Source organism: Pseudosporangium ferrugineum (assembly GCF_003002065.1).
Taxonomy (GTDB): Bacteria; Actinomycetota; Actinomycetes; order Mycobacteriales; family Micromonosporaceae; genus Actinoplanes; species Actinoplanes ferrugineus_A.
Window position 1 is genome coordinate 191,386 of record NZ_PVZG01000006.1, and the last position, 17,728, is coordinate 209,113.

Sequence of the window (17,728 nt, forward strand, 5' to 3'; positions counted from 1 at the left end):
TGTGGATAACTAGGGGCCGAGGACCCGGTCCAGGTAGGTGTTGGTGAAGAGGCGGTGCGGGTCGAGGGTGTTGCGGGCGGCCAGGAAGGCGTCGAATCTCGGGTACGCCGGGCGTAGCGAGTCCGCGTCGCGGTAGTGGAGTTTGCCCCAGTGGGGGCGGCCGCCGAGGGGTTCGCACAGGGCCTCGAAGGCGCGGAAGTACGGCTCGTGCGGCGAGGTCGCGTACTGGTGGACGGCCACGTAGGCGGATTCGCGGCCGTAGCCGTGGGAGAGCCACACGTCGTCCGGGGCCGTGAAGCGGACCTCCACCGGGAACTGCACCCTGAACGGCAGGGCGGCGATGATGCCCGGCAGCGCCGCCATCACCTCGGGCAGGGCGGCGCGCGGGATCTCGTACTCCATCTCCACGAAACGCACCCGGCGTGACGTGCAGAAGACCCGGTCCGAGCGGTCCGTGTACGCGCGCGCGGTCAGCGCGCGCGCCGAGATCGCGCTGATCGCCGGTACCGACGCCGGGATGCGGCGGCCCAGCCGGCACACGACCTCGAGCATCGTGTTGGAGAGGAAGTCGTCGTCCATCCAGGCCCGGAAGCGCGACAGCGGCCGGTCCGACGCCGCGACCCGGTTGTTGAGTTTCACCTGGGCGTGATCGGTGTACGGGTACCAGAAGAACTCGAGGTGCTCGTTGGCGGCGAGCTGCTCGTCGAGCCCGGCCAGCACCTCGGCGAGGGGGAGCGGGCGCTCGTCGGCGAGCAGCACGAACGCCGGTACGCAGCGCAGCGTCACCTCGGTCACGATGCCCAGGGCGCCGAGGCCGAGGCGGGCCGCCGGGAACAGCTCCGCCGCCGGGCCGAGGTGCAGGACTTCGCCCGTACCGGTGACCAGGGTCAGGCCGGCCACCAGGGAGGCCAGGGTGGAGTGATCGCGGGCGCTGCCGTGGGTGCCGGTGGCGATCGCGCCGGCGATCGTCTGCCGGTCGATGTCGCCCAGGCTGGGCAGGGCCAGCCCGTGCTCGGCCAGCAGGGCATTCACCCTGTAGAGGGGCATACCGGCCTGCACGGTGACCAGGTCGCCGACGACGGATACCGGTTCGGCCAGCCGGTGCAGTAGCATGCGGCGGTCGTCCGCCAGGGCGATGCCGGTGAACGAGTGTCCGCTGCCGACCACCTTGATCCGGTGCCCGGCCGTGGCGGCTTCCTTGACGGAGGCGGCGACCTCGTCGACAGTGCGAGGGGTGAGAACGTCGGCGGCGACGGCCTGGTGATTGCCGCCCCAGTTCCGCCAGCGACGTGACGTTACGGGCAGCGAGTTGTCACTGGTCATGTCGGTCTTGTCCTTCCGGCGAGCGGACAGTCGCACAAAACCGAGCGGACAGTCGCACAAAACCGCGGATAGCGCACGCCCACCGCGTCCCGTCGATGCGCCTCGCTCGTTGATCCGAGTAACGTTCCGATTATCACTGCTGAGAGGGAGTGGCGACGCGTGTCGACACCAACCGTCACCACCGGACCGCTGCGGCGGGTTCCGGTGCAGGGCAGAAGCGTTGCCCGGGTCCAGCGCATGCTCGACGCCTGCGCGGAGCTGGTGGACGAGGTCGGGTACGAGGGCCTGACCACCACCCTGCTCGCCGAGCGGGCCGAGGTCGCCATCGGCTCGGTGTACCAGTTCTTCCCGGACAAGCGGGCCATCGTCCAGGCGCTCGCCATGCGCAACATGGACGCGTATCTGCAGAGTCTGTCCGCGCGCTTCGCCAACGAGACGTTCGCCCACTGGTGGGACGGCGTCGACGCGGCGATCGACGCGTACATCCACATGCACCGGAGCGTGCCGGGTTTCCGGACGCTGCACTTCGGGGACGTGGTGGACCTGCACCTGCTCGACGCCGAGCGGGACAACAACGCGGTCATCGCCGACCGGCTGGCCGAGCTGCTGGTCGAGCAGTTCCAGCTGATCGACCGGGGCCGGCTTCGGTTCGCGCTGCTGATCGCGGTGGAGGCGGCGGACGCCCTGATCAAGCTCGCCTTCCGGCGCGTCGTGACCGGCGACGACGCGGTGCTCATCGAGGCGAAGGCGCTGATCCGCGAATACCTGCACCGCCACGTCCCGGCCTCGTAGGTCAACCGAGGAACGCATACCCCTCTCCCCGGTACGTCGGGGCCGGCGCCGCGGTGTCGCCGTCGACGAGGTGCACCTCGTTGACGTGCTCGCACAGCTCGCCGGCCTTGGCGTGACGAAACCACACCCGGTCCCCGGTCCGTAACCCCTCGGCCGCCGCGCCGATCAGCGGCGTCTGCACCTCTCCCGCGCCCTCGTCGGCGCGCAGGCGCAGGCCGGCGGGCAGGTACGGCACCGGCAGCCGGGCCTTCTCCGCCGGCCCGGAGGCGATCCAGCCGCCGCCGAGCACCGTGGCGATCCGCGGTGCGGGCCGGCGCACCACCGACAGCGCGAAGAATGCCGCAGGCTCGGGCCGCCACGCCCGGTACGCGTCGAACAGCGTGGGCCCGTACAGCCCCGACCCGGCGGTGACCTCGGTGACGGACGGGTCCGCGGCGGTCGCCTCGACGCTGCCGGTGCCGCCGCCGTTGACGTACTCCAGTTCCGCGTGTTCCCGGACCGCCCGGACCGCGGCCGTCCGCCGGTGCACGAGTTCGCGCAGCGAGCGGCGTTGCATCGCGCGGATCGCCCGCCCGCGCAGGGCCTGGCCGGGCGGGGCGTCGCCGAGGCCGGCGATGTGCGCCTCGTACGCCATCATCGCGACCAGCCGGAAGCCGGGCCGGGCGACCAGGCGGCGGGCGAGCGCTCCGGCCTGCGCCGCGGAATGCACGGGCGAGCGGCGTACGCCCACGTGCAACGGTCCGGCGGGCCGCCACGCCGCGTCGAGTTCCAGGCAGATCCGCACCTCGGGGCGGCGGCCGGCCGGTGTGACCGCGTCGACGACGTCGAGGTGCTCCGTGCTGTCGGCCATGAGCGTGATGGCCGCCGCGAGGTCCGGGTCGGCGGTCAATTCGGCGATCGCGGCCCGGTCCACTGTCGGGTACGCGACCAGCACGTCGCCGGTCGTCCCGCTCCGGACCAGCCAGATCGCCTCCGGCAGGGTGTACGCCATCACCCCGGACCAGCCCGGGCGTCGGAGTACCCGGTCGAGCAGGGCGCGTACCCGTACGGATTTGGTGGCGACCCTGATGGGTTTGCCCGCCGCGCGAGCGCTCAGGGCAGCGGCGTTGGCGTCGAACGCGGCGAGGTCCACGACGGCCACGGGCGTCTCGAGGTGCGCGGTGGCCCGGTCCAGGCGGGTCCGCAGGGCGCTGTTTTCGGCCGTCACGACAGCAACTTAACCGCTGGACGGGCAATGCGAAACACATTCATCTTCATCCCACCCGTACGAGCGCACCCACGGTGAGCTGCAGCCGCCCGTTAGAGTGCTTCCGGCAGTGACGACCGGGAGGTAAGGGCCATCGACACCGAAACGAGCTCGGCACGCAAGGACGCCGCACCCGTGGACCTCTCCGGGATGGCCGCGCTGCGTTCCGTGCTGCGGATCCGCCCGTTCCGGCGGCTCTGGCTCGTGCTCAGCGTGGCCTCGTTCGGCGACTGGATCGGCACCCTCGCGACCGCCCTCTTCGCCTCCCAGCAGGTCGAGGGCGCGGTCGGGCAGAGCACGGCGTTCAGCAGCACGATCGCCGTACGCCTCCTGCCCAGCCTGCTGCTCGGGCCGCTCGCCGGGGTGATGGCCGACCGGTTCGACCGGCGCTACACGATGGTCATCTGCGACATCCTCCGGTTCGTCGTGTACGGCTCGATCCCGGTCGTCGCCCTGATCAGCGACTCCGGCGGCCTCACGGTCTCCTGGGCGGTCATCGCCACCTTCATCGGCGAGGCGATCACCCTCATGTGGATCCCGGCGAAGGAGGCCGCGGTCCCCAACCTGATTCCCAAGGCCCGGCTCGAGGTCTCGAACCAGCTCACGCTGATCACGACGTACGGAATCACCCCGATCCTGGCCGCCCTCGCCCTCGCCGCCCTCGACGGCGTGGTCCGCGGCCCGATCGGCGGGCTGCCCGACTGGGCCGAACCGGTCCAGATCGCCCTCTACATCAACGCCCTCTCCCGCGCCGCCACGGCCGCGGTGGTCTTCTTCGGCATCAAGGAGATCAGTCAGGGCCGCCGCGAGCGCCAGGAGAAGAACGCCGAGCAGAGCATGTCCCGGCAGTTCGTCGAGGGCTGGAAGTACATCGGCGGCACCCCGTTCGTGCGCGGCCTGGTCCTCGGCATCTTCGGCGCGTTCGCCGGCGCCGGCATCGTCATCGGCACCGCCCGTTTCTTCACCGCCTCGCTCGGCGCCGGCGACGCGGCGTTCTCGCTGCTCTTCGCGACCCTGTTCATCGGTCTCGCGCTCGGCATCGGTCTCGGCCCGATGATCGTCAAGGAGCTGTCCCGGCGCCGCTGGTTCGGCATGAGCATCGTGCTGGCCAGCGGCTCGGTGGCGTTCCTGTCGGTCGCGTTCCACCTGTCCATGGCCCTGTTCGGCGCGCTCTTCGTCGGCGCCGGCGCCGGCATGGCGTTCCTCGCCGGCGTCACCCTGCTCGGCGGCCAGGTCGGCGACGAGGTCCGCGGCCGCGTCTTCGCCGTGGTGCAGATCGGCGCCCGGCTGGTCCTGCTCCTCGCCATCTCGCTGGCGGGCGTCCTGGTCGGTCTCGGCAGCTCGCGTACGGTCAAAGCCGGCTCCCTGTCGATCGACATCTCGTCGACGCGCGTGCTTCTGCTGGTCGCCGGGGTCATCGGGGTCTGGACGGGCATCAGCGCCTTCCGCCAGATGGACGACAAGCACGGTGTGCCGGTCCTCGCCGACCTCTGGGGCGCGATCCGGGGGCGGCCGCTGTCGCCGGCGGAGCCGTTCGCGCGTACGGGAATCTTCGTGGTCTTCGAAGGCGGCGAGGGCGCCGGAAAGTCGACGCAGGTCACCCGCCTCTCCGAGCACCTGCGCGCGGCCGGTCAGGACGTCGTCGTGACCCGCGAGCCCGGCGCGACCGACGTCGGCGCGCGCATCCGCAGCCTGGTCCTCTCGCACGGCGCGGGCGCCGACACGCCGTCGCCGCGCGCGGAGGCCCTGCTCTACGCGGCGGACCGGGCCCACCACGTCGCGACCGTCGTCCGCCCGGCCCTGGAGCGGGGCGCGGTCGTGATCAGCGATCGGTACGTGGACTCGTCGCTGGCCTACCAGGGCGCCGGCCGTACCCTCCCGGTCCAGGAGATCTCCTGGCTGTCGTCCTGGGCGACCGGCGGCCTCAAGCCCGACCTGGTGGTCCTCCTCGACGTGGATCCCGTGGTGGGCCTGAGCCGGGTCGACAGCCGTGGCCTGGGCCCGGACCGGCTGGAGAGCGAATCCCGCTCCTTTCACGAGCGCGTCCGGTACGCCTTCCTCGACCTCGCCTCCGCCGACCCGAAGCGCTACCTGGTGCTGGACGCCGCCCGCCCGGCCGAGGAGATCGCGGAGGTGGTCGCGGCGCGGCTCACCGTGCTGCTGGCCGAGGGGGACGACAACCACCCGGACCCGGCGTCCACGGATCTGCCGCCGGGCCCCGACCTGACCGCCCCCGACCTTGCTCCCACCGTGGTGGTGCCGACCGAGACCCAGGTCCTGCCCTCCTCTTCCTCCGCCGAGGCCACGCAGGTCATCTCCTCGGCCGAGGCCACGCAGGTGATTTCCTCGGCTGAGGCGACGCAGGTGATTTCCTCGGCTGAGGCGACGCAGGTGGTGTCCGACGCCGGATCGGGGGACGACGGGGTGGGCGACCGCCGATGAGCGAGCGAGAATCGACGCCATGACCGTGTTCGCCGATCTCGTCGGGCAGGACGACGCCGTCGAGACCCTGAGCCGGGCCGCCGCGGCCGCCGCCCGCATCGTCGCCGGGGACACCGGCGCCCAGGGCGCGATGACCCACGCGTGGATCTTCACCGGCCCGCCCGGCTCCGGCCGTTCGGTCGCCGCCCGCGCCTTCGCGGCGGCCCTTCAGTGCGAGCGCGACGGCGTCGGCTGCGGCGAGTGCCACGGCTGCCACACCGCGCTCGGCGGCACCCACGCGGACATCCGCTACGTGGTGCCCGAGGGCCTGTCGATCGGCGTCAACGAGATGCGGGCGCTCGTGCTCCGCGCCGGCACCGCCCCGTCCGGCGGGCGCTGGCAGGCTGTCGTGATCGAGGACGCCGACCGCCTGACCGAGGCGGCGGGCAACGCGTTGCTGAAGGCCGTCGAGGAGCCGCCGCCCCGCACGGTGTTCCTGCTCTGCACGCCGTCCACGCACCCGGACGACATCTCGGTGACGATCCGGTCGCGGTGTCGCGTCGTGCCGTTGCGGCAGCCGTCGGCCGAGGCCGTCGCGGAGGTTCTCGTACGCCGGGACGGCATCGCCCCGGACGTCGCCTCCTGGGCGGCCGCGGCGTCCCAGGGACATGTGGGCCGCGCCAAGCGGCTGGCCCGGGACACCGACGCCCGCAGCCGGCGCGAAGCGGTCCTGACCGTGCCGCGGCGGCTCACCGGCGTGGGCGCCTGCTTCGACGCGGCGTCCGCCCTGATCGAGGCCGCCGAGGCGGAAGCCGCCGCGGCCTTCGCCGAGACGGACGCCGCCGAACGCGCGGCCCTCGAACAGGCGCTCGGCGCCGGCGGCACCGGCCGCGGCGCGACCGGCGCGATGCGCGGCGCCGCCGGCCAGCTCAAGGACCTCGAGAAGCGCCAGAAGTCCCGCTTCACCCGCTCCCAGCGCGACGCGCTCGACCGCGCGCTCGTCGATCTGGCCGGCTTCTACCGCGACGTGCTGATCACCTCCCTGCGCGCCCCGGTCGAGGTCGTCCACACCGACACCGCGGCCCAATCGTCGGCGGCGGCCGGGAAGTGGTCGCCGGAGAGCACCCTGCGCCGCCTCGAAGCGATCCTCGCCTGCCGCGAGGCCATCGAGCAGAACGTCAAGCCGAAGATCGCCGTGGAAGCGATGATGCTCAATCTTTGGCGCGGCTGATCCGTCGTCCACAGGACCCTCCACAGGGGATGCGGCGGGCCCGCGCGAGCGGGTACGGTTCGGTGCCGTAACGCCATTGCGGTACGCCCGGTAAGGAGCCTGCGATGCCCCGCGAGATCGACGAGGCATGGATCGACGAGGCGATCGAGCGCTACCGCCGCCTCGACGTCCTCCGGGCGGAGTTCGACAGGGCCGTCACGGCACACGTCGTGTCGGTCCACTCGCCGGACGATTCGGTCGAGGTGCTGGTCACGGCGGCGGGCGACATCACGGACGTCCGCATCCGCGGCAACCTGCACCATCGGAACGCGACGGAGCTGGCACGGGAGGTGCAAGCGGTGGTCACCAACGCGACGGAAGCGGCCCGCTGGGCGCGCGAGAAGCTGCACGCCGAGATCTTCGGCGCCTTCCGCGGCCTGGGAGAGCGCTGATGGAGCGGATAGCGGCCGGGCTCGAGTCGGCCGCCGACGCGCTGACCACGGTGGACCGGTCGCTGCCGGCGCACCTGGCCACCCCGGGCGCGTTCGGAGCGGACGACGAGGGCGTGCCCGGCCGCCTCGGCAAGCGCCTGCACGAGCACTGGCGGGCGGTGCTCGGCGCCCGCTCCCGGGAGGCCGCGGAGACCGCCCGGCACCTGACCGAGCTGGCCGCCGACGTGCGCCTGACCGCCAATGCCTACACGGAGACCGACGACGAGGCCGGCCGCCGCGTCCGACGGGAAATCTGATGGACCGGCTGGGACAACTCCTCGACACAGCGGGCCCGCTCCTGCGCCGTGTCGACGCGCTGCTGGGTGCCGGCGGCGCGCCCGCGGACCACGGGGTCTGGGCACAGCTCCGCCGCGTACGGCTGCTCCCCGGCGACGCCGCCCGCGCGATCGCGGCCCTGCGCCCGGCCGACCTCGAGGACGCCGCGCCGGAGCTGCGCGCGGACGCCCGGGCCTGCGCGGTCGTGGCCGCCACCCTGCCGCCGCCGGGGGAGTGGACGGGCGCGGCGGCGGACGCCTACGACCGGACCCGCCACCGCACGGCCACCCGCATCGCCGGCGCCACGAACAGCCTCGACCACCGGCTGGCGGAGTCGGCGGAGCTCGCGGAGTCCCTGGCCGGCTGGATGACCACGGCCCGCGAAGACCTGGCGGCGGCCCTGGCCGAAGCCCTGACCTCCACCGAAGCCGTCACCCTGTCCACGGACAAGCTGGACGTCGCCTCACCCGGCGAGGCAGCCGCGGCAGCGAACGTAGCGGAAACCATCCTCCGCCCGGTGGCCGACGCCTGCGACGAGGCCGCCGACCTGCTCCACACCACATCCCGCCTGGCCGAACCCGCCCTTTAGCCGCCCCGCCGCTTTCTGGGCCTGTCGCTTTCCGTGCCCGCCGCCTTCTGGGCCCGCGCTTTCCGGGCCTGCGCTTTCCGGGCCTGCGCTTTCCGGGCCCGCCGCCTTCGCGGCCGGCCTTGGCCGACCGGCCCTGCTGGCCAGGCTCAGGAGCGCGACCGTCCCCGCAGTCCGAAGATCAGCGCCCCGGCCCCCGCGATCAGCAGCGCCACGCCGCTCAGCGCGATCACGTCCACCCGAGGCCCGGTGATCGGCAACCCGCCGCCCGCCCCCGCCGACGCGTCCGACACGCCGGCCGTCGACTCGGGCGCCACGGCCGCCGCCTCCAGCACTCCCATGTCGAAGGCGAGAGCGATGCTCCGGCCGTACCCGGACCTGCGCCCCTGCCCCGGCGAACCGTGAGTGATCGTCACGGAGAAAGCCACCGCCCGGGCCGCGATCGCCCGTCCCTGCGTGGCCTGCCGCACATCGCCGACCTGAATGCGAACCCGGGTACCCGGCGCGACAGCGGGCGCGGCCTCCGGACCCTGCTGCCCGACCTCGGGCACCCCCGGCACCTCGGGCAACGGCAGATCGCCGCCGCCCGTCAGCAGCTTCCCGACCACCGGCAGCTTCCCGACCAGCCCGTCCCCACCGCTCGCCGGCGCAGCGTCCCCGCCCGGCTTGCCCGTCGCGCCTTCGCCAGGCTTGCCCTTCGCCTCACCGCCGGCCGTGTCCGCGTCTTCCCCGCCGATTGCTTTTCCGCCGGCCCTGCGCGTCCCCGATTCGGCGCCGTCCGTCCCACCCGGACCGTCCCACGTGATCTCCACGTCCTCGCCCGCCGAATCGAGCCGCTCGGTCCTGATCCCGGCCCCGGAAACCTTGATCGCCGCCGGCAGATACCGCACCTCACCACCGTCCTGCACGGACATGCTCGCCCGCAGCGACGGCGCCTTCACCACCTCGACCTTCACGGCCCCGTCCAGCAACTCCAGGTCGCCACCCGCCAAACCGGCCGTCGCCACCGTCGCGGCACCCTCCCCGCGCCGCTCCAGCCCGGTCGTGCTCTCGCTCGCAACCTTCCCGGGTACGCGCACAAGCGCCGCATCGCCATCAGCCAGAATCCCGGCGCCCCGCAGCTCGGCCCCAGCCCGGGTGACCTCGCCCACGACGGCGCCGCAAGCCATCCCGGCCTGCCACCGGGCATGCGTACTGACCCGCCCACCGCCGAGGCTGATCGCCCCGACGTCCGCGGCGCCGGTGGCCCGCCGCGCGGCCTCGGCATTCGTCGGAGGCGCCTGCTGCTGCAGCATCTCGTCGACCCGGCCGGAAGCCCCCGCGCCCTCGGCGTCGATCATGCGAGCAACGGCCGCCGAACTCACCGAAGCCTGAGCAACCATCGCCGACTTCGCATCCCCGACATGAACCCCCTGCCCCCGCCGCTCGCCGTCCACATCAAGCTGGCCGAGCCGGAGAATCTGCCCCCCGGACTGCGCCGAATACCGCTCGGCCTGACCACACGGCACCGGCGCGGCCTGCGCGGGCAGCGGCACGAGAAACAAGCCCACAACCCCGACAGCCCCAAGCGCCACAAGCCCTCGCCGCCGCGCCCCCGCCCGCCGGCCTGTCCGCGGGTCGCTGCCACGCACTGCCGACCGCCCCCGAGTGGTCGCGCCCAACCCCCGAGCCTCCGCGCAGGCCGCGCGTGCTCCCGGCTCGGTCGCGCGTGGTCCTGGGCCGGCCGCGCGTGCTCCCGGCTGGGTCGCGCGTGGTCCTGGGCCGGCCGCGCGTGCTCCCGGCTCGGTCGCGCGTGCTCCCGGCTCGGTCGCGCGTGCTCCCGGGCCCGTCGCGCGAGGTCCCGGTCCAGCGGCGCGTGCTCCCGGCCCGGTCGCGCGAGTTCCCACGTCCGGCACGCGAACCGTCGTGACCGCATCTCGGCCGTGTCCCGCCCCTGCATCCGCCTGCCCTCCGGCTGCGAACGCGGCGTTCGCCGGCAACCCGCCGGTCCCGGCGACCTCGCTGACTTCCCTGCCCAGGCTGGATTCCGCCGCCTTCCGGAGGTAGCCCTGCTCGTCGCGGGCCACCCGGTCGGCGCCCGCGCGTCGCTGGGCCGCGGCGGCCAGTTCTCCGAGCCGCCACCCCCGCCGAAACGTGACGATGGCGGGCACCCCGGCCTCCCCGCTCCCCTCGAAGCGAACAAACCGGACAGGCTGCGCAAGATCATCCCGTACGGGCACGGCGCGCGTCATGAAAATGTCCTCCCCCAAGGATTGCCGCGGCGTGCGGCGTCTACGGGACTGGACAACGAGGTTCGATGCGGGGGGTTGCGCGGATCTATGTAGTTCTGCGCCATTTCGCACGCCCGGTCCGTCGCCGTAGGGTGGGTGCATGGGCATGCTGTGCGCGGTCAGCTTCAACCGGTACGGCCGCCTCTACTACCTCGACCCGGGCGAGTTCTCGCCTCAGGTGGGCGACCGGGTGCTGGTCCCGACCGATGACGGGCCCGAGGTGGCGGAGTGCGTCTGGGCGGCGCAATGGGTCAGCGAGGACACGAGCGGTTTCCCCCGGATCGCCGGTCTCGCCGACGACAAGGACCTGCGCCGCGACGAGCTGCTGAGAAAACGCAAGGCCGAGGCGAAGGTCGCGGCCAAGAAGCTGATCAAGTCGCACGAGCTGCCGATGAAGGTCGTGGCGGTGGATCACGTCCTGGAGCAGAACGGCACGGGCGGCGCCCGCACCACGATCTACTTCACGGCCCCGCACCGGGTCGACTTCCGTTCCCTGGTCCGCGACCTGGGCGCCACCCTGCACTGCCGGGTCGAACTCCGCCAGCTCTCCGCCCGCGACTCGGCCCGCGTCCAGGGCGGCATCGGCTCCTGCGGCCGAGACCTCTGCTGCGCCACGTTCCTGACCGACTTCGAACCGGTCACCATCCGCATGGCAAAGGACCAGGACCTCCCCCTCAACCCCCTCCGCATCTCCGGCGCCTGCGGCCGCCTGATGTGCTGCCTCAAATACGAACACCCGCTGTACGTCTCATACCACTCCACAGCCCCGGCAATAGGCAGCCGAGTAACCACCCCCGAGGGCGACGGCCGAGTGGTCGGCCACAGCGTCCCCAAGGACGCCGTAGTCGTACGCATGGACGCGGACGGCTCCCGCTGCTCGTGCAGCCGAGCCTCGGTCTGCGGCCCCCGCCAAGCCCACGACGAGCAATACAACTAACCCCAGCCCAGCCCAGCCCAGCCCAGCCCAGCCAGGTCCAGCCCGACCCGGCGCAGCCCGACCCAGCGCAGCCCGACCCAGCGCAGCCGAAGCCGGGCCGGGCCGGGTTCAGCCCAGCCCGATCCAGCGAAGCCGAGTCGGGTGCAACCCACCGACTCAGCGCAGTCCGACCAGTCCAGCTCGACCCGACCCGACCGAGCCCAACTCGACCCGACCCAGCTCAGCCCAATCCGACCGAGCCCAGCCAGCCCGGCTCAGCCCCACCCAACCGAGCCGGGCCGGCCGCGCCCGAAGCTCACCAATCCGCCCGTGCCCCGTCCTCCTCCTACGCCGGTGCCGCGTCACCTGTGGTGGGGGCTCCGGCGCCGATCACCGGCCCGTCCACCACGATCGGCGGCTCGATCAAGCGGGCGTGCAGCGGTTCCTTCGGCAGCAGCCATGAGCTGTCCGGCGCCCCGTCCGGGTCGGGCTGCCACCGACGGCAGATCTTGTCCACGCCCAACGGGTAGATCGTGAGCGTCCCGTCGGCCGCGATGTGCATCCTGAGGAAGCTCTTCGAGTCCTCGATGCCCTGCCCCGCGAAGAGCTCGTTGACGTTCACGTCGAAGTAGCTGGCGATCAGCAGGTACAGCGCCAGGAGCTGCGTTGCCAGGAACGCGATCACCGGCCCGTACAGGATGGCCGCGATGATCAGCGGCCCCGGCCAGGCCCAGTCGTGGAACGGCAGCCGCAGCCAGGCCCAGGCGCCGGCGGTCGCCAGACCGATCTGGGCGAAGCCGTGGAGCAGCCCCAGGATCCAGTGCCGGGCGTGCTTGTTCTGGTCGGCGCCGGGCGGCTGAGCGAACATCACCGTGCCGGCCAGGATCACCACGAGCATGAAGACCAGCGGGATGCTGAAGAGCCGCTGGAAGATGCCGCCCTGGCTGGCCGCGCCGGCCATGGCCAGCATGGTGAGGGTGTGGACGATGCCGAGCATGCTCGCGAAGCCCGGGTTGCGCGCCGGCGCCCTGCGGAAGATCCCCCAGCTCATCCGCCGGGAATCGGCGGCGCTGGGGAAGCGGGTGGCAAGCTCGTAGTCGCGGCTGCGGCTCGCGCTGCGGGTCAAGGTCTCCTTCGGGGGTACGGTCAGCCGCTCCGGCAACTGATGCGTGCCGAGCAGGTACGCCCCGCCGCCCCCACACGTGATGAGCTCCCGGTCCTCGCCCGTGTAGCGCGCATAGTGGTGCAGGTCTCCGCTGACGAGCAGCCGCACCTGCGCCCCGGTCGGCGCGAGGATCGTACGGATGAAGTAGTCCACCGCGTCGTACGCCCCGGGCTTCTTCGCGGCCTTGACCCACGTCGGCGACGGCGTCATGAGGATGATGCGGTCGTCGGGGCCCAGCCCGCTCGCCGCCTTCTCGAAGTACAGCAACTGCGGATCGTCGATGTACGCCCCGAACTGCTCGTCGATCGCGAACAGCCACCAGTTCGAGGGCAACCGCACCGCGAAATACGACCGGCGCTGCTGGGTACGCCACCCGCCGATGTGACCGTCCTTACGCCGGGCGAAGAGGCGCAGGAACGCGGTGAGCCCGTCGTACCAATCGTGGTTGCCCGGCAGGGCGAAGAGCGTGGGCCGAGGCCCGGCCGCCGGCGGCTCGGGAAGCGCGGCCCGGTACGGCCCTTTCATCCGGTTCTCGTATTCGTCACCGTTGGCGACGGGATAGACCTGATCGCCACCCATGAGCAGCACCTGCCCGCGCGGCAACTCCCGGCCGTCGATCTCCAGCCCCGGCTGCGCCAGCAGGTACGCCACCGAGTACGTCGGATCGAACCCGTCCCCGAGATCCGCCACGTAGTCGAACCACAACTCACCGTCGGTCCCCGGCTGCGAGAACGACTCCCCGGACAACGCGTTCTGCAACTCCCGCTTGTCGAGATACGCCCCGAACAGCACCGCGAGCAACGTGCGCAACCCCGTATTGAGCAGCAACAACGGCGCCAGCCACCCCACCGGCCGCCGCGGCGTGAAGCCCAGCTGCTGCGGATCCATGCTCACCGGCCGCCGCGCCCGCGAAGGCTCAGCCTCAGCGGAGCGCGGACGAGGTTGCCGGGCAGGCTCTTGATCGGTCACGCATCGCACATTAGCCCGGAGGTATGACAACGATCGTCCGCTTCCGGCGCGCCCACACCCCACCCGTCGCGGCCGACCCCCCGGCATGCCGTACACTCAATGACCGTTGCCGCCTTAGCTCAGTCGGCTAGAGCGACGCACTCGTAATGCGTAGGTCGACGGTTCGATTCCGTCAGGCGGCTCCAGAACGTAAGACCCTGGCCAGCGGAAACGCTGGCCAGGGTCTTACGTTTATCGAGCAACGGCCTGGTGGCCCGACGTCGGCGGATGCTTTGCTTTCCCGGCCTCCAAGAACGGGCCCACTGTTCATCGGTGAGGTCACTGGGATACGCCTTCCGCTCACCCCTGAACGGATCTCTGCGGCTGCTACCGCTCGGCGGGCTCCATCTTTGCCGCATCTGCCTGGCTCGCGGCTACCTCGGCCGTCCGTCCCTGACTGCCACCTCGTCGTCGCTCGGCTGGTTCAAAGCCGTCTTGTGCGACTGATCATCTGCCGGTTACGGTGCCCTTGCATCGATCCGCATCGTCGCGACCTTCATCGATGCAATTGATCACACGGGGATTCCATGATTGAGCGCGTTCGGCGTGCGTCGATTCTGTCCGCCCTGGCCGCCTCAAGCCTCTGACGACCGCGTTGGCCGGCATCACCCTGCCCTCGCCGGCTCGGGCCTCGGAGCCCGCGGATCCACCCCCGGCCCTGACGGCCGAACAAGAAGCGTCTCGTCAAGCTCGGGAAACCGGCCGGCCGGTGCCGGTACCCTCACTGCTCAGCGAGACCACCGAGGTGGTCGCCAACCCGGACGGGACCTACACCGCCGAGGTGCATGCCGGGCCGACTCGATACCAGGACGAGGACGGCCAGTGGTGGCCGGTGGACCTCACGCTGACCAAGCGGTCCGACGGTTCCATCGCGCCGAAGGGGCACCCTCGGGGGCTGGTCATCTCGGGTGCCGCGGATGCGGGCGAGCATGATCTGGCGCGGCTCGCCAGTGGTGCCGCCAAGCTGGCCTTGGGTTGGGAAGGCACGCTGCCGGAGCCGGAACTGGAGGGCACGGCGGCGACCTTCCGCGAGGTCCGCCCTGGCATCGATCTGGTCGTGGACGCGACGCGTACCGGCTTCGAGCAGTTCATCGTGGTGAAGACGCGCGCTGCGGCGTCCGAGATCAAGAGCATCGCGATGCCATGGCGTATCGCCGGTGTCGTCCCGTCGTCGGAAGCGAACGGTGGGCTGACACTGCGCGGCAAGGACGGCAAGTACGTAGGGCATGTGCCTCCGGCCGTCATGTGGGACGCGACGGTGGGCGCCGAGTCCGGGGACCACCTGCGACGGGTGCCGGTACCGATGACGGTCAAGGCCGGCATCAAGCCGGGTTCCAAGGCTCTGATGCTGACTCCGGAGCAGGACTTCTTCAGCGATCCTGCGACGACGTATCCGGTGACGATCGACCCGTCTCCGACGCTCAAGCCCGGCTTCGACACCTTGGTGCAGGACAACATCGGCTCCGACCTGTCGACGTCCAAGGAGTTGAAGCTCGGTTCCGTCACGGACGGCGGCACCTACCGGGCCCGGTCCTTCATTCGCTGGCCCACGAAAGTTCTGGCGGACAAGCGGATCACCGCCGCCACGATGTATCTCTGGAACACCCACTCGTGGAACTGCAGCGACCATGAGTGGCAGGTCTGGATCACCGAAGCGGTCGGTACGGCGACGCGGTGGAGCAAGCAGCCTCGCTGGCGCAGCGACTATCCCGTCGCCAAGTCGACGATGACCAAGGGCTACAGCGGTTGCACGGCTGGCTATATCACCGCCAACGTGCAGCCCTTGTTCGCCACTGCTGCCGATCATGGTTGGCAGACCCTGACCACCGGACTCCGGGCGAAGAGTTCGGACGAGGCCGACCCCGGCACGCACAGTTGGAAGAAGTTCCAGTCCTCGGAAGACTCCAAGGACCCGTATGTCTCGTTGACCTACAACACCCAGCCGTCAGCGCCGAAGAATCTGACATCGGCGGCAAGAAGTGTGGCAGCAGCGACCCGGCGGCGTTCGTCTCCAAGGCAGCCGGTTATCCGTCGGCGCAGGCCAAAGCGTCGGATCCGGACGGCACGGAGCGGAATCTGACGGTCAAGTTCTACGTCGCGAAGAAGGGTGCGGCGCTTCCGGACAAGCCCACCATGACGAAGTCGGCAACCTCCGGCGCAAGTGCCACGGTCGCAATCCCGCAGAGCTTCGGCCTGGTCGAGAATCAGGCATACACGATGTCCGCCAGGACGTACGACGGCCTGGACGACTCGCCCTTGTCCGTGGCTTGCCCCTTCACCATCGACAGCACGGGGCCGCAGTCACCGCCGACGGTCACCTCAGCCGACTACCCCGAATGCACCGCGACAGCCTGCGAGTCGGCAGGCGGGGTCGGTAAGAGCGGTCTGTTCACACTGGGTGCGCACGGTGTCGCGGACATCATGCAGTACAGGTACTGGTTCGACGGTGGACCCAAGGTCACCACTGCGGCCGTCGCCAAGGGCGGCGGAGCCACGGTCCGCATCGACCCGCCGCCGTTGGAAGAGACGCTCCACCTCGAGGACCTGACGCGTGGTGGTCCGCGCACGTTGCATGTCGTGAGCGTCGACCAGGCAGGCCGGGAGAGTGGCGAGTACACCTCGGGCGCCGGCGACGACAGCGTCGGTGGATACAAGATCCTCGCCGGTTCTGCCCCCACCGCAGAGGCGTGGTGGAAGCTCGACGAGCCGGCCGGTAGTGCAGTGGCGACGGACTCCACGTCGCATGCCCATGACCTGACCACCGCAGGCACGGTGAGCAACGTCGAGGGCAGTGGTGACGGCGGCAGCGCCTACTCGTTCGGACTGTCCGGCACCGCGCAGGGGCCGTTGGCCGTCGATCTCAGAGGCAGCCGCACGACGGTCGCCACGGTTCGGCTCTCCGCTGCCACCGGCGAATCGACCATCGTCCGGCATACCAAGTACGGCGACCCGTTCCTGCAAGACGAGCTGTACTTCGACGGAGCGACCAAAAAGGTCTGCTACCGCGTGCAGGTCGGGGCCGCGACTACGGCGAACCCGCCGCCGCGGGGCGAGTGGGAGGCATGCGCCGCCGCCCCCTCGACGCTGGGGACGTGGCTTCGGGTGGCCGGCGGCTTCGACGCGATGCGGCGCGAGGCGTTCGTGTCGGTCGACGGAACGCGAACGGCGAGCTCTGTTGTCGCGGCCTACACGGCTCCGACCACCGGCACCGGCGGCCTGACCGCGCTCGGCGACAAGGAGCTGGTCGGCGCGGCCGATGACGTCCGGGTATGGAACCGGCAGCTGCGGCAGAACGAGATCGGTGCCCTCGCGGTGGCCGACGCCGGACGGTGGGATCTGGACTCGAGTGTCGAAGACGCGACCGAGAACCAGGTGAAGCACCCGCTCGATGACTCCGGGCCGTCCGACGAACGATGGAACGACTTCGGCCACGTGGAGGGCGACCTCGGCTCCGCCTATTTCGGCGGTACGTCGTCTCTCTCCACCTCCGGCAGGGTGCTGCGTACGGATCAGTCGTTCTCCGTGTCGGCGTGGGTGAGTCTCCACAAGGTGCCCACGAACAACATGACCGTGCTCGCCCAGGACGGAACCGTGCAGTCCGCGTTCTATCTGGGTGTTCGGCAGTGGGGCACGACCCCGAGGTGGGCGTTCTCCATGCAGAACGCGGACTCGGCCAGCACGGTGGCATTCACCCACGCCATCAGCACCACCGACGCTGTCACCGATGACGACGTCGGTGGATGGGTGCACCTGGTCGGCGTCTACGACGCGTCGGCTCAGACGCAGACCCTGTACGTCAACGGCGTGCACGCGCAGACCACGGCTCGCACCGCTCGATGGCAGGCCGACGGCCCGCTCGCGATCGGTAGAGCCCTTTATACGCCGGCGAACGGCACCACCGCGCAGGTGGACAAGATCGAGGGAAGTGTGGACGCGGTGCGTGCGTACGCGGGTGTGCTGACGCCCGACATGGTCGAGCGGCTCTACGAGACCCAGGACGGTCAACTGTGATCGGCACGTTCCA

General features: G+C 71.2%; 13 protein-coding genes and 1 tRNA gene. 10 read left to right on the forward strand and 4 right to left on the reverse strand.

Going from position 1 to position 17,728, the window contains the following annotated elements:
- Nucleotides 1-9: 9 nt before the first annotated feature.
- Complete coding sequence (locus CLV70_RS14970; protein ID WP_106127090.1) at nucleotides 10-1,323, reverse strand: D-arabinono-1,4-lactone oxidase; 1,314 nt, start codon at nucleotides 1,321-1,323, stop codon at nucleotides 10-12.
- A 159-nt stretch (nucleotides 1,324-1,482) separates the two neighbouring features.
- Here CLV70_RS14970 and CLV70_RS14975 point away from each other — a divergent pair, with 159 nt between their 5' ends.
- Complete coding sequence (locus CLV70_RS14975) at nucleotides 1,483-2,115, forward strand: TetR/AcrR family transcriptional regulator (RefSeq protein WP_106127091.1); 633 nt, start codon at nucleotides 1,483-1,485, stop codon at nucleotides 2,113-2,115.
- 1 nt (nucleotide 2,116) lies between these two features.
- Here CLV70_RS14975 and CLV70_RS14980 read toward each other — a convergent pair whose 3' ends face one another.
- The gene (locus CLV70_RS14980) at nucleotides 2,117-3,322 is read right to left on the reverse strand and encodes an amino acid deaminase/aldolase (RefSeq protein WP_106127092.1); all 1,206 of its coding nucleotides are present in this window, start codon (nucleotides 3,320-3,322) and stop codon (nucleotides 2,117-2,119) included.
- Nucleotides 3,323-3,511: 189 nt separating this feature from the next.
- Here CLV70_RS14980 and tmk point away from each other — a divergent pair, with 189 nt between their 5' ends.
- From tmk to CLV70_RS15005, 5 genes are all read left to right on the forward strand, one after another.
- The gene (tmk, locus tag CLV70_RS14985; protein WP_106127280.1) at nucleotides 3,512-5,803 is read left to right on the forward strand and encodes a dTMP kinase; all 2,292 of its coding nucleotides are present in this window, start codon (nucleotides 3,512-3,514) and stop codon (nucleotides 5,801-5,803) included.
- Between the two features lie 19 nt (nucleotides 5,804-5,822).
- Nucleotides 5,823-7,013: a DNA polymerase III subunit delta' gene (locus CLV70_RS14990; protein WP_106127093.1), complete on the forward strand. Its 1,191-nt coding sequence runs from the start codon at nucleotides 5,823-5,825 to the stop codon at nucleotides 7,011-7,013.
- Between the two features lie 104 nt (nucleotides 7,014-7,117).
- Nucleotides 7,118-7,444, forward strand: coding sequence for a hypothetical protein (locus CLV70_RS14995; protein ID WP_106127094.1), 327 nt, complete (start codon nucleotides 7,118-7,120; stop codon nucleotides 7,442-7,444).
- Nucleotides 7,444-7,740, forward strand: coding sequence for a type VII secretion target (locus CLV70_RS15000; protein WP_106127095.1), 297 nt, complete (start codon nucleotides 7,444-7,446; stop codon nucleotides 7,738-7,740). The genes CLV70_RS14995 and CLV70_RS15000 overlap by 1 nt, the downstream gene beginning before the upstream one ends.
- Nucleotides 7,740-8,348 (forward strand): hypothetical protein, encoded by a 609-nt coding sequence (locus CLV70_RS15005; RefSeq protein ID WP_106127096.1) that lies wholly within the window; start codon nucleotides 7,740-7,742, stop codon nucleotides 8,346-8,348. Before CLV70_RS15000 ends, CLV70_RS15005 begins: the two co-directional genes overlap by 1 nt.
- A gap of 146 nt (nucleotides 8,349-8,494) precedes the next feature.
- Here CLV70_RS15005 and CLV70_RS15010 read toward each other — a convergent pair whose 3' ends face one another.
- On the reverse strand, nucleotides 8,495-9,889 hold the full coding sequence (locus CLV70_RS15010; protein ID WP_158277768.1) for a hypothetical protein: 1,395 nt from the start codon (nucleotides 9,887-9,889) through the stop codon (nucleotides 8,495-8,497).
- Nucleotides 9,890-10,715: 826 nt separating this feature from the next.
- On the opposite strand from CLV70_RS15010, the gene CLV70_RS15020 reads away from it, so the two are divergent.
- On the forward strand, nucleotides 10,716-11,552 hold the full coding sequence (locus CLV70_RS15020; RefSeq protein WP_106127098.1) for a PSP1 domain-containing protein: 837 nt from the start codon (nucleotides 10,716-10,718) through the stop codon (nucleotides 11,550-11,552).
- 325 nt (nucleotides 11,553-11,877) lie between these two features.
- Here CLV70_RS15020 and CLV70_RS15025 read toward each other — a convergent pair whose 3' ends face one another.
- On the reverse strand, nucleotides 11,878-13,665 hold the full coding sequence (locus tag CLV70_RS15025; RefSeq protein ID WP_106127099.1) for a metallophosphoesterase: 1,788 nt from the start codon (nucleotides 13,663-13,665) through the stop codon (nucleotides 11,878-11,880).
- A gap of 108 nt (nucleotides 13,666-13,773) precedes the next feature.
- On the opposite strand from CLV70_RS15025, the gene CLV70_RS15030 reads away from it, so the two are divergent.
- From CLV70_RS15030 to CLV70_RS15040, 3 genes are all read left to right on the forward strand, one after another.
- Nucleotides 13,774-13,850: transfer RNA gene (locus tag CLV70_RS15030), tRNA-Thr, on the forward strand.
- Nucleotides 13,851-14,299: 449 nt separating this feature from the next.
- Nucleotides 14,300-15,784, forward strand: a complete 1,485-nt coding sequence (locus tag CLV70_RS15035; RefSeq protein WP_146164066.1) for a hypothetical protein — start codon at nucleotides 14,300-14,302, stop codon at nucleotides 15,782-15,784.
- A gap of 53 nt (nucleotides 15,785-15,837) precedes the next feature.
- A complete protein-coding gene (locus CLV70_RS15040) occupies nucleotides 15,838-17,715 on the forward strand; it encodes a LamG domain-containing protein (protein WP_106127101.1) in 1,878 nt (625 codons plus the stop codon).
- Nucleotides 17,716-17,728 lie beyond the last annotated feature (13 nt).

Excerpts from the sequence above, each read along its gene's own strand:
- CLV70_RS14970 (WP_106127090.1), bottom strand. The coding sequence starts at position 1,323 with ATGACCAGTGACAACTCGCTGCCCGTAACGTCACGTCGCTGGCGGAAC.
- tmk (WP_106127280.1), top strand. The coding sequence starts at position 3,512 with ATGGCCGCGCTGCGTTCCGTGCTGCGGATCCGCCCGTTCCGGCGGCTC.
- CLV70_RS14990 (WP_106127093.1), top strand. The coding sequence starts at position 5,823 with ATGACCGTGTTCGCCGATCTCGTCGGGCAGGACGACGCCGTCGAGACC.
- CLV70_RS14995 (WP_106127094.1), top strand. The coding sequence starts at position 7,118 with ATGCCCCGCGAGATCGACGAGGCATGGATCGACGAGGCGATCGAGCGC.
- CLV70_RS15000 (WP_106127095.1), top strand. The coding sequence starts at position 7,444 with ATGGAGCGGATAGCGGCCGGGCTCGAGTCGGCCGCCGACGCGCTGACC.
- CLV70_RS15005 (WP_106127096.1), top strand. The coding sequence starts at position 7,740 with ATGGACCGGCTGGGACAACTCCTCGACACAGCGGGCCCGCTCCTGCGC.
- CLV70_RS15020 (WP_106127098.1), top strand. The coding sequence starts at position 10,716 with ATGGGCATGCTGTGCGCGGTCAGCTTCAACCGGTACGGCCGCCTCTAC.
- CLV70_RS15040 (WP_106127101.1), top strand. The coding sequence starts at position 15,838 with ATGACGAAGTCGGCAACCTCCGGCGCAAGTGCCACGGTCGCAATCCCG.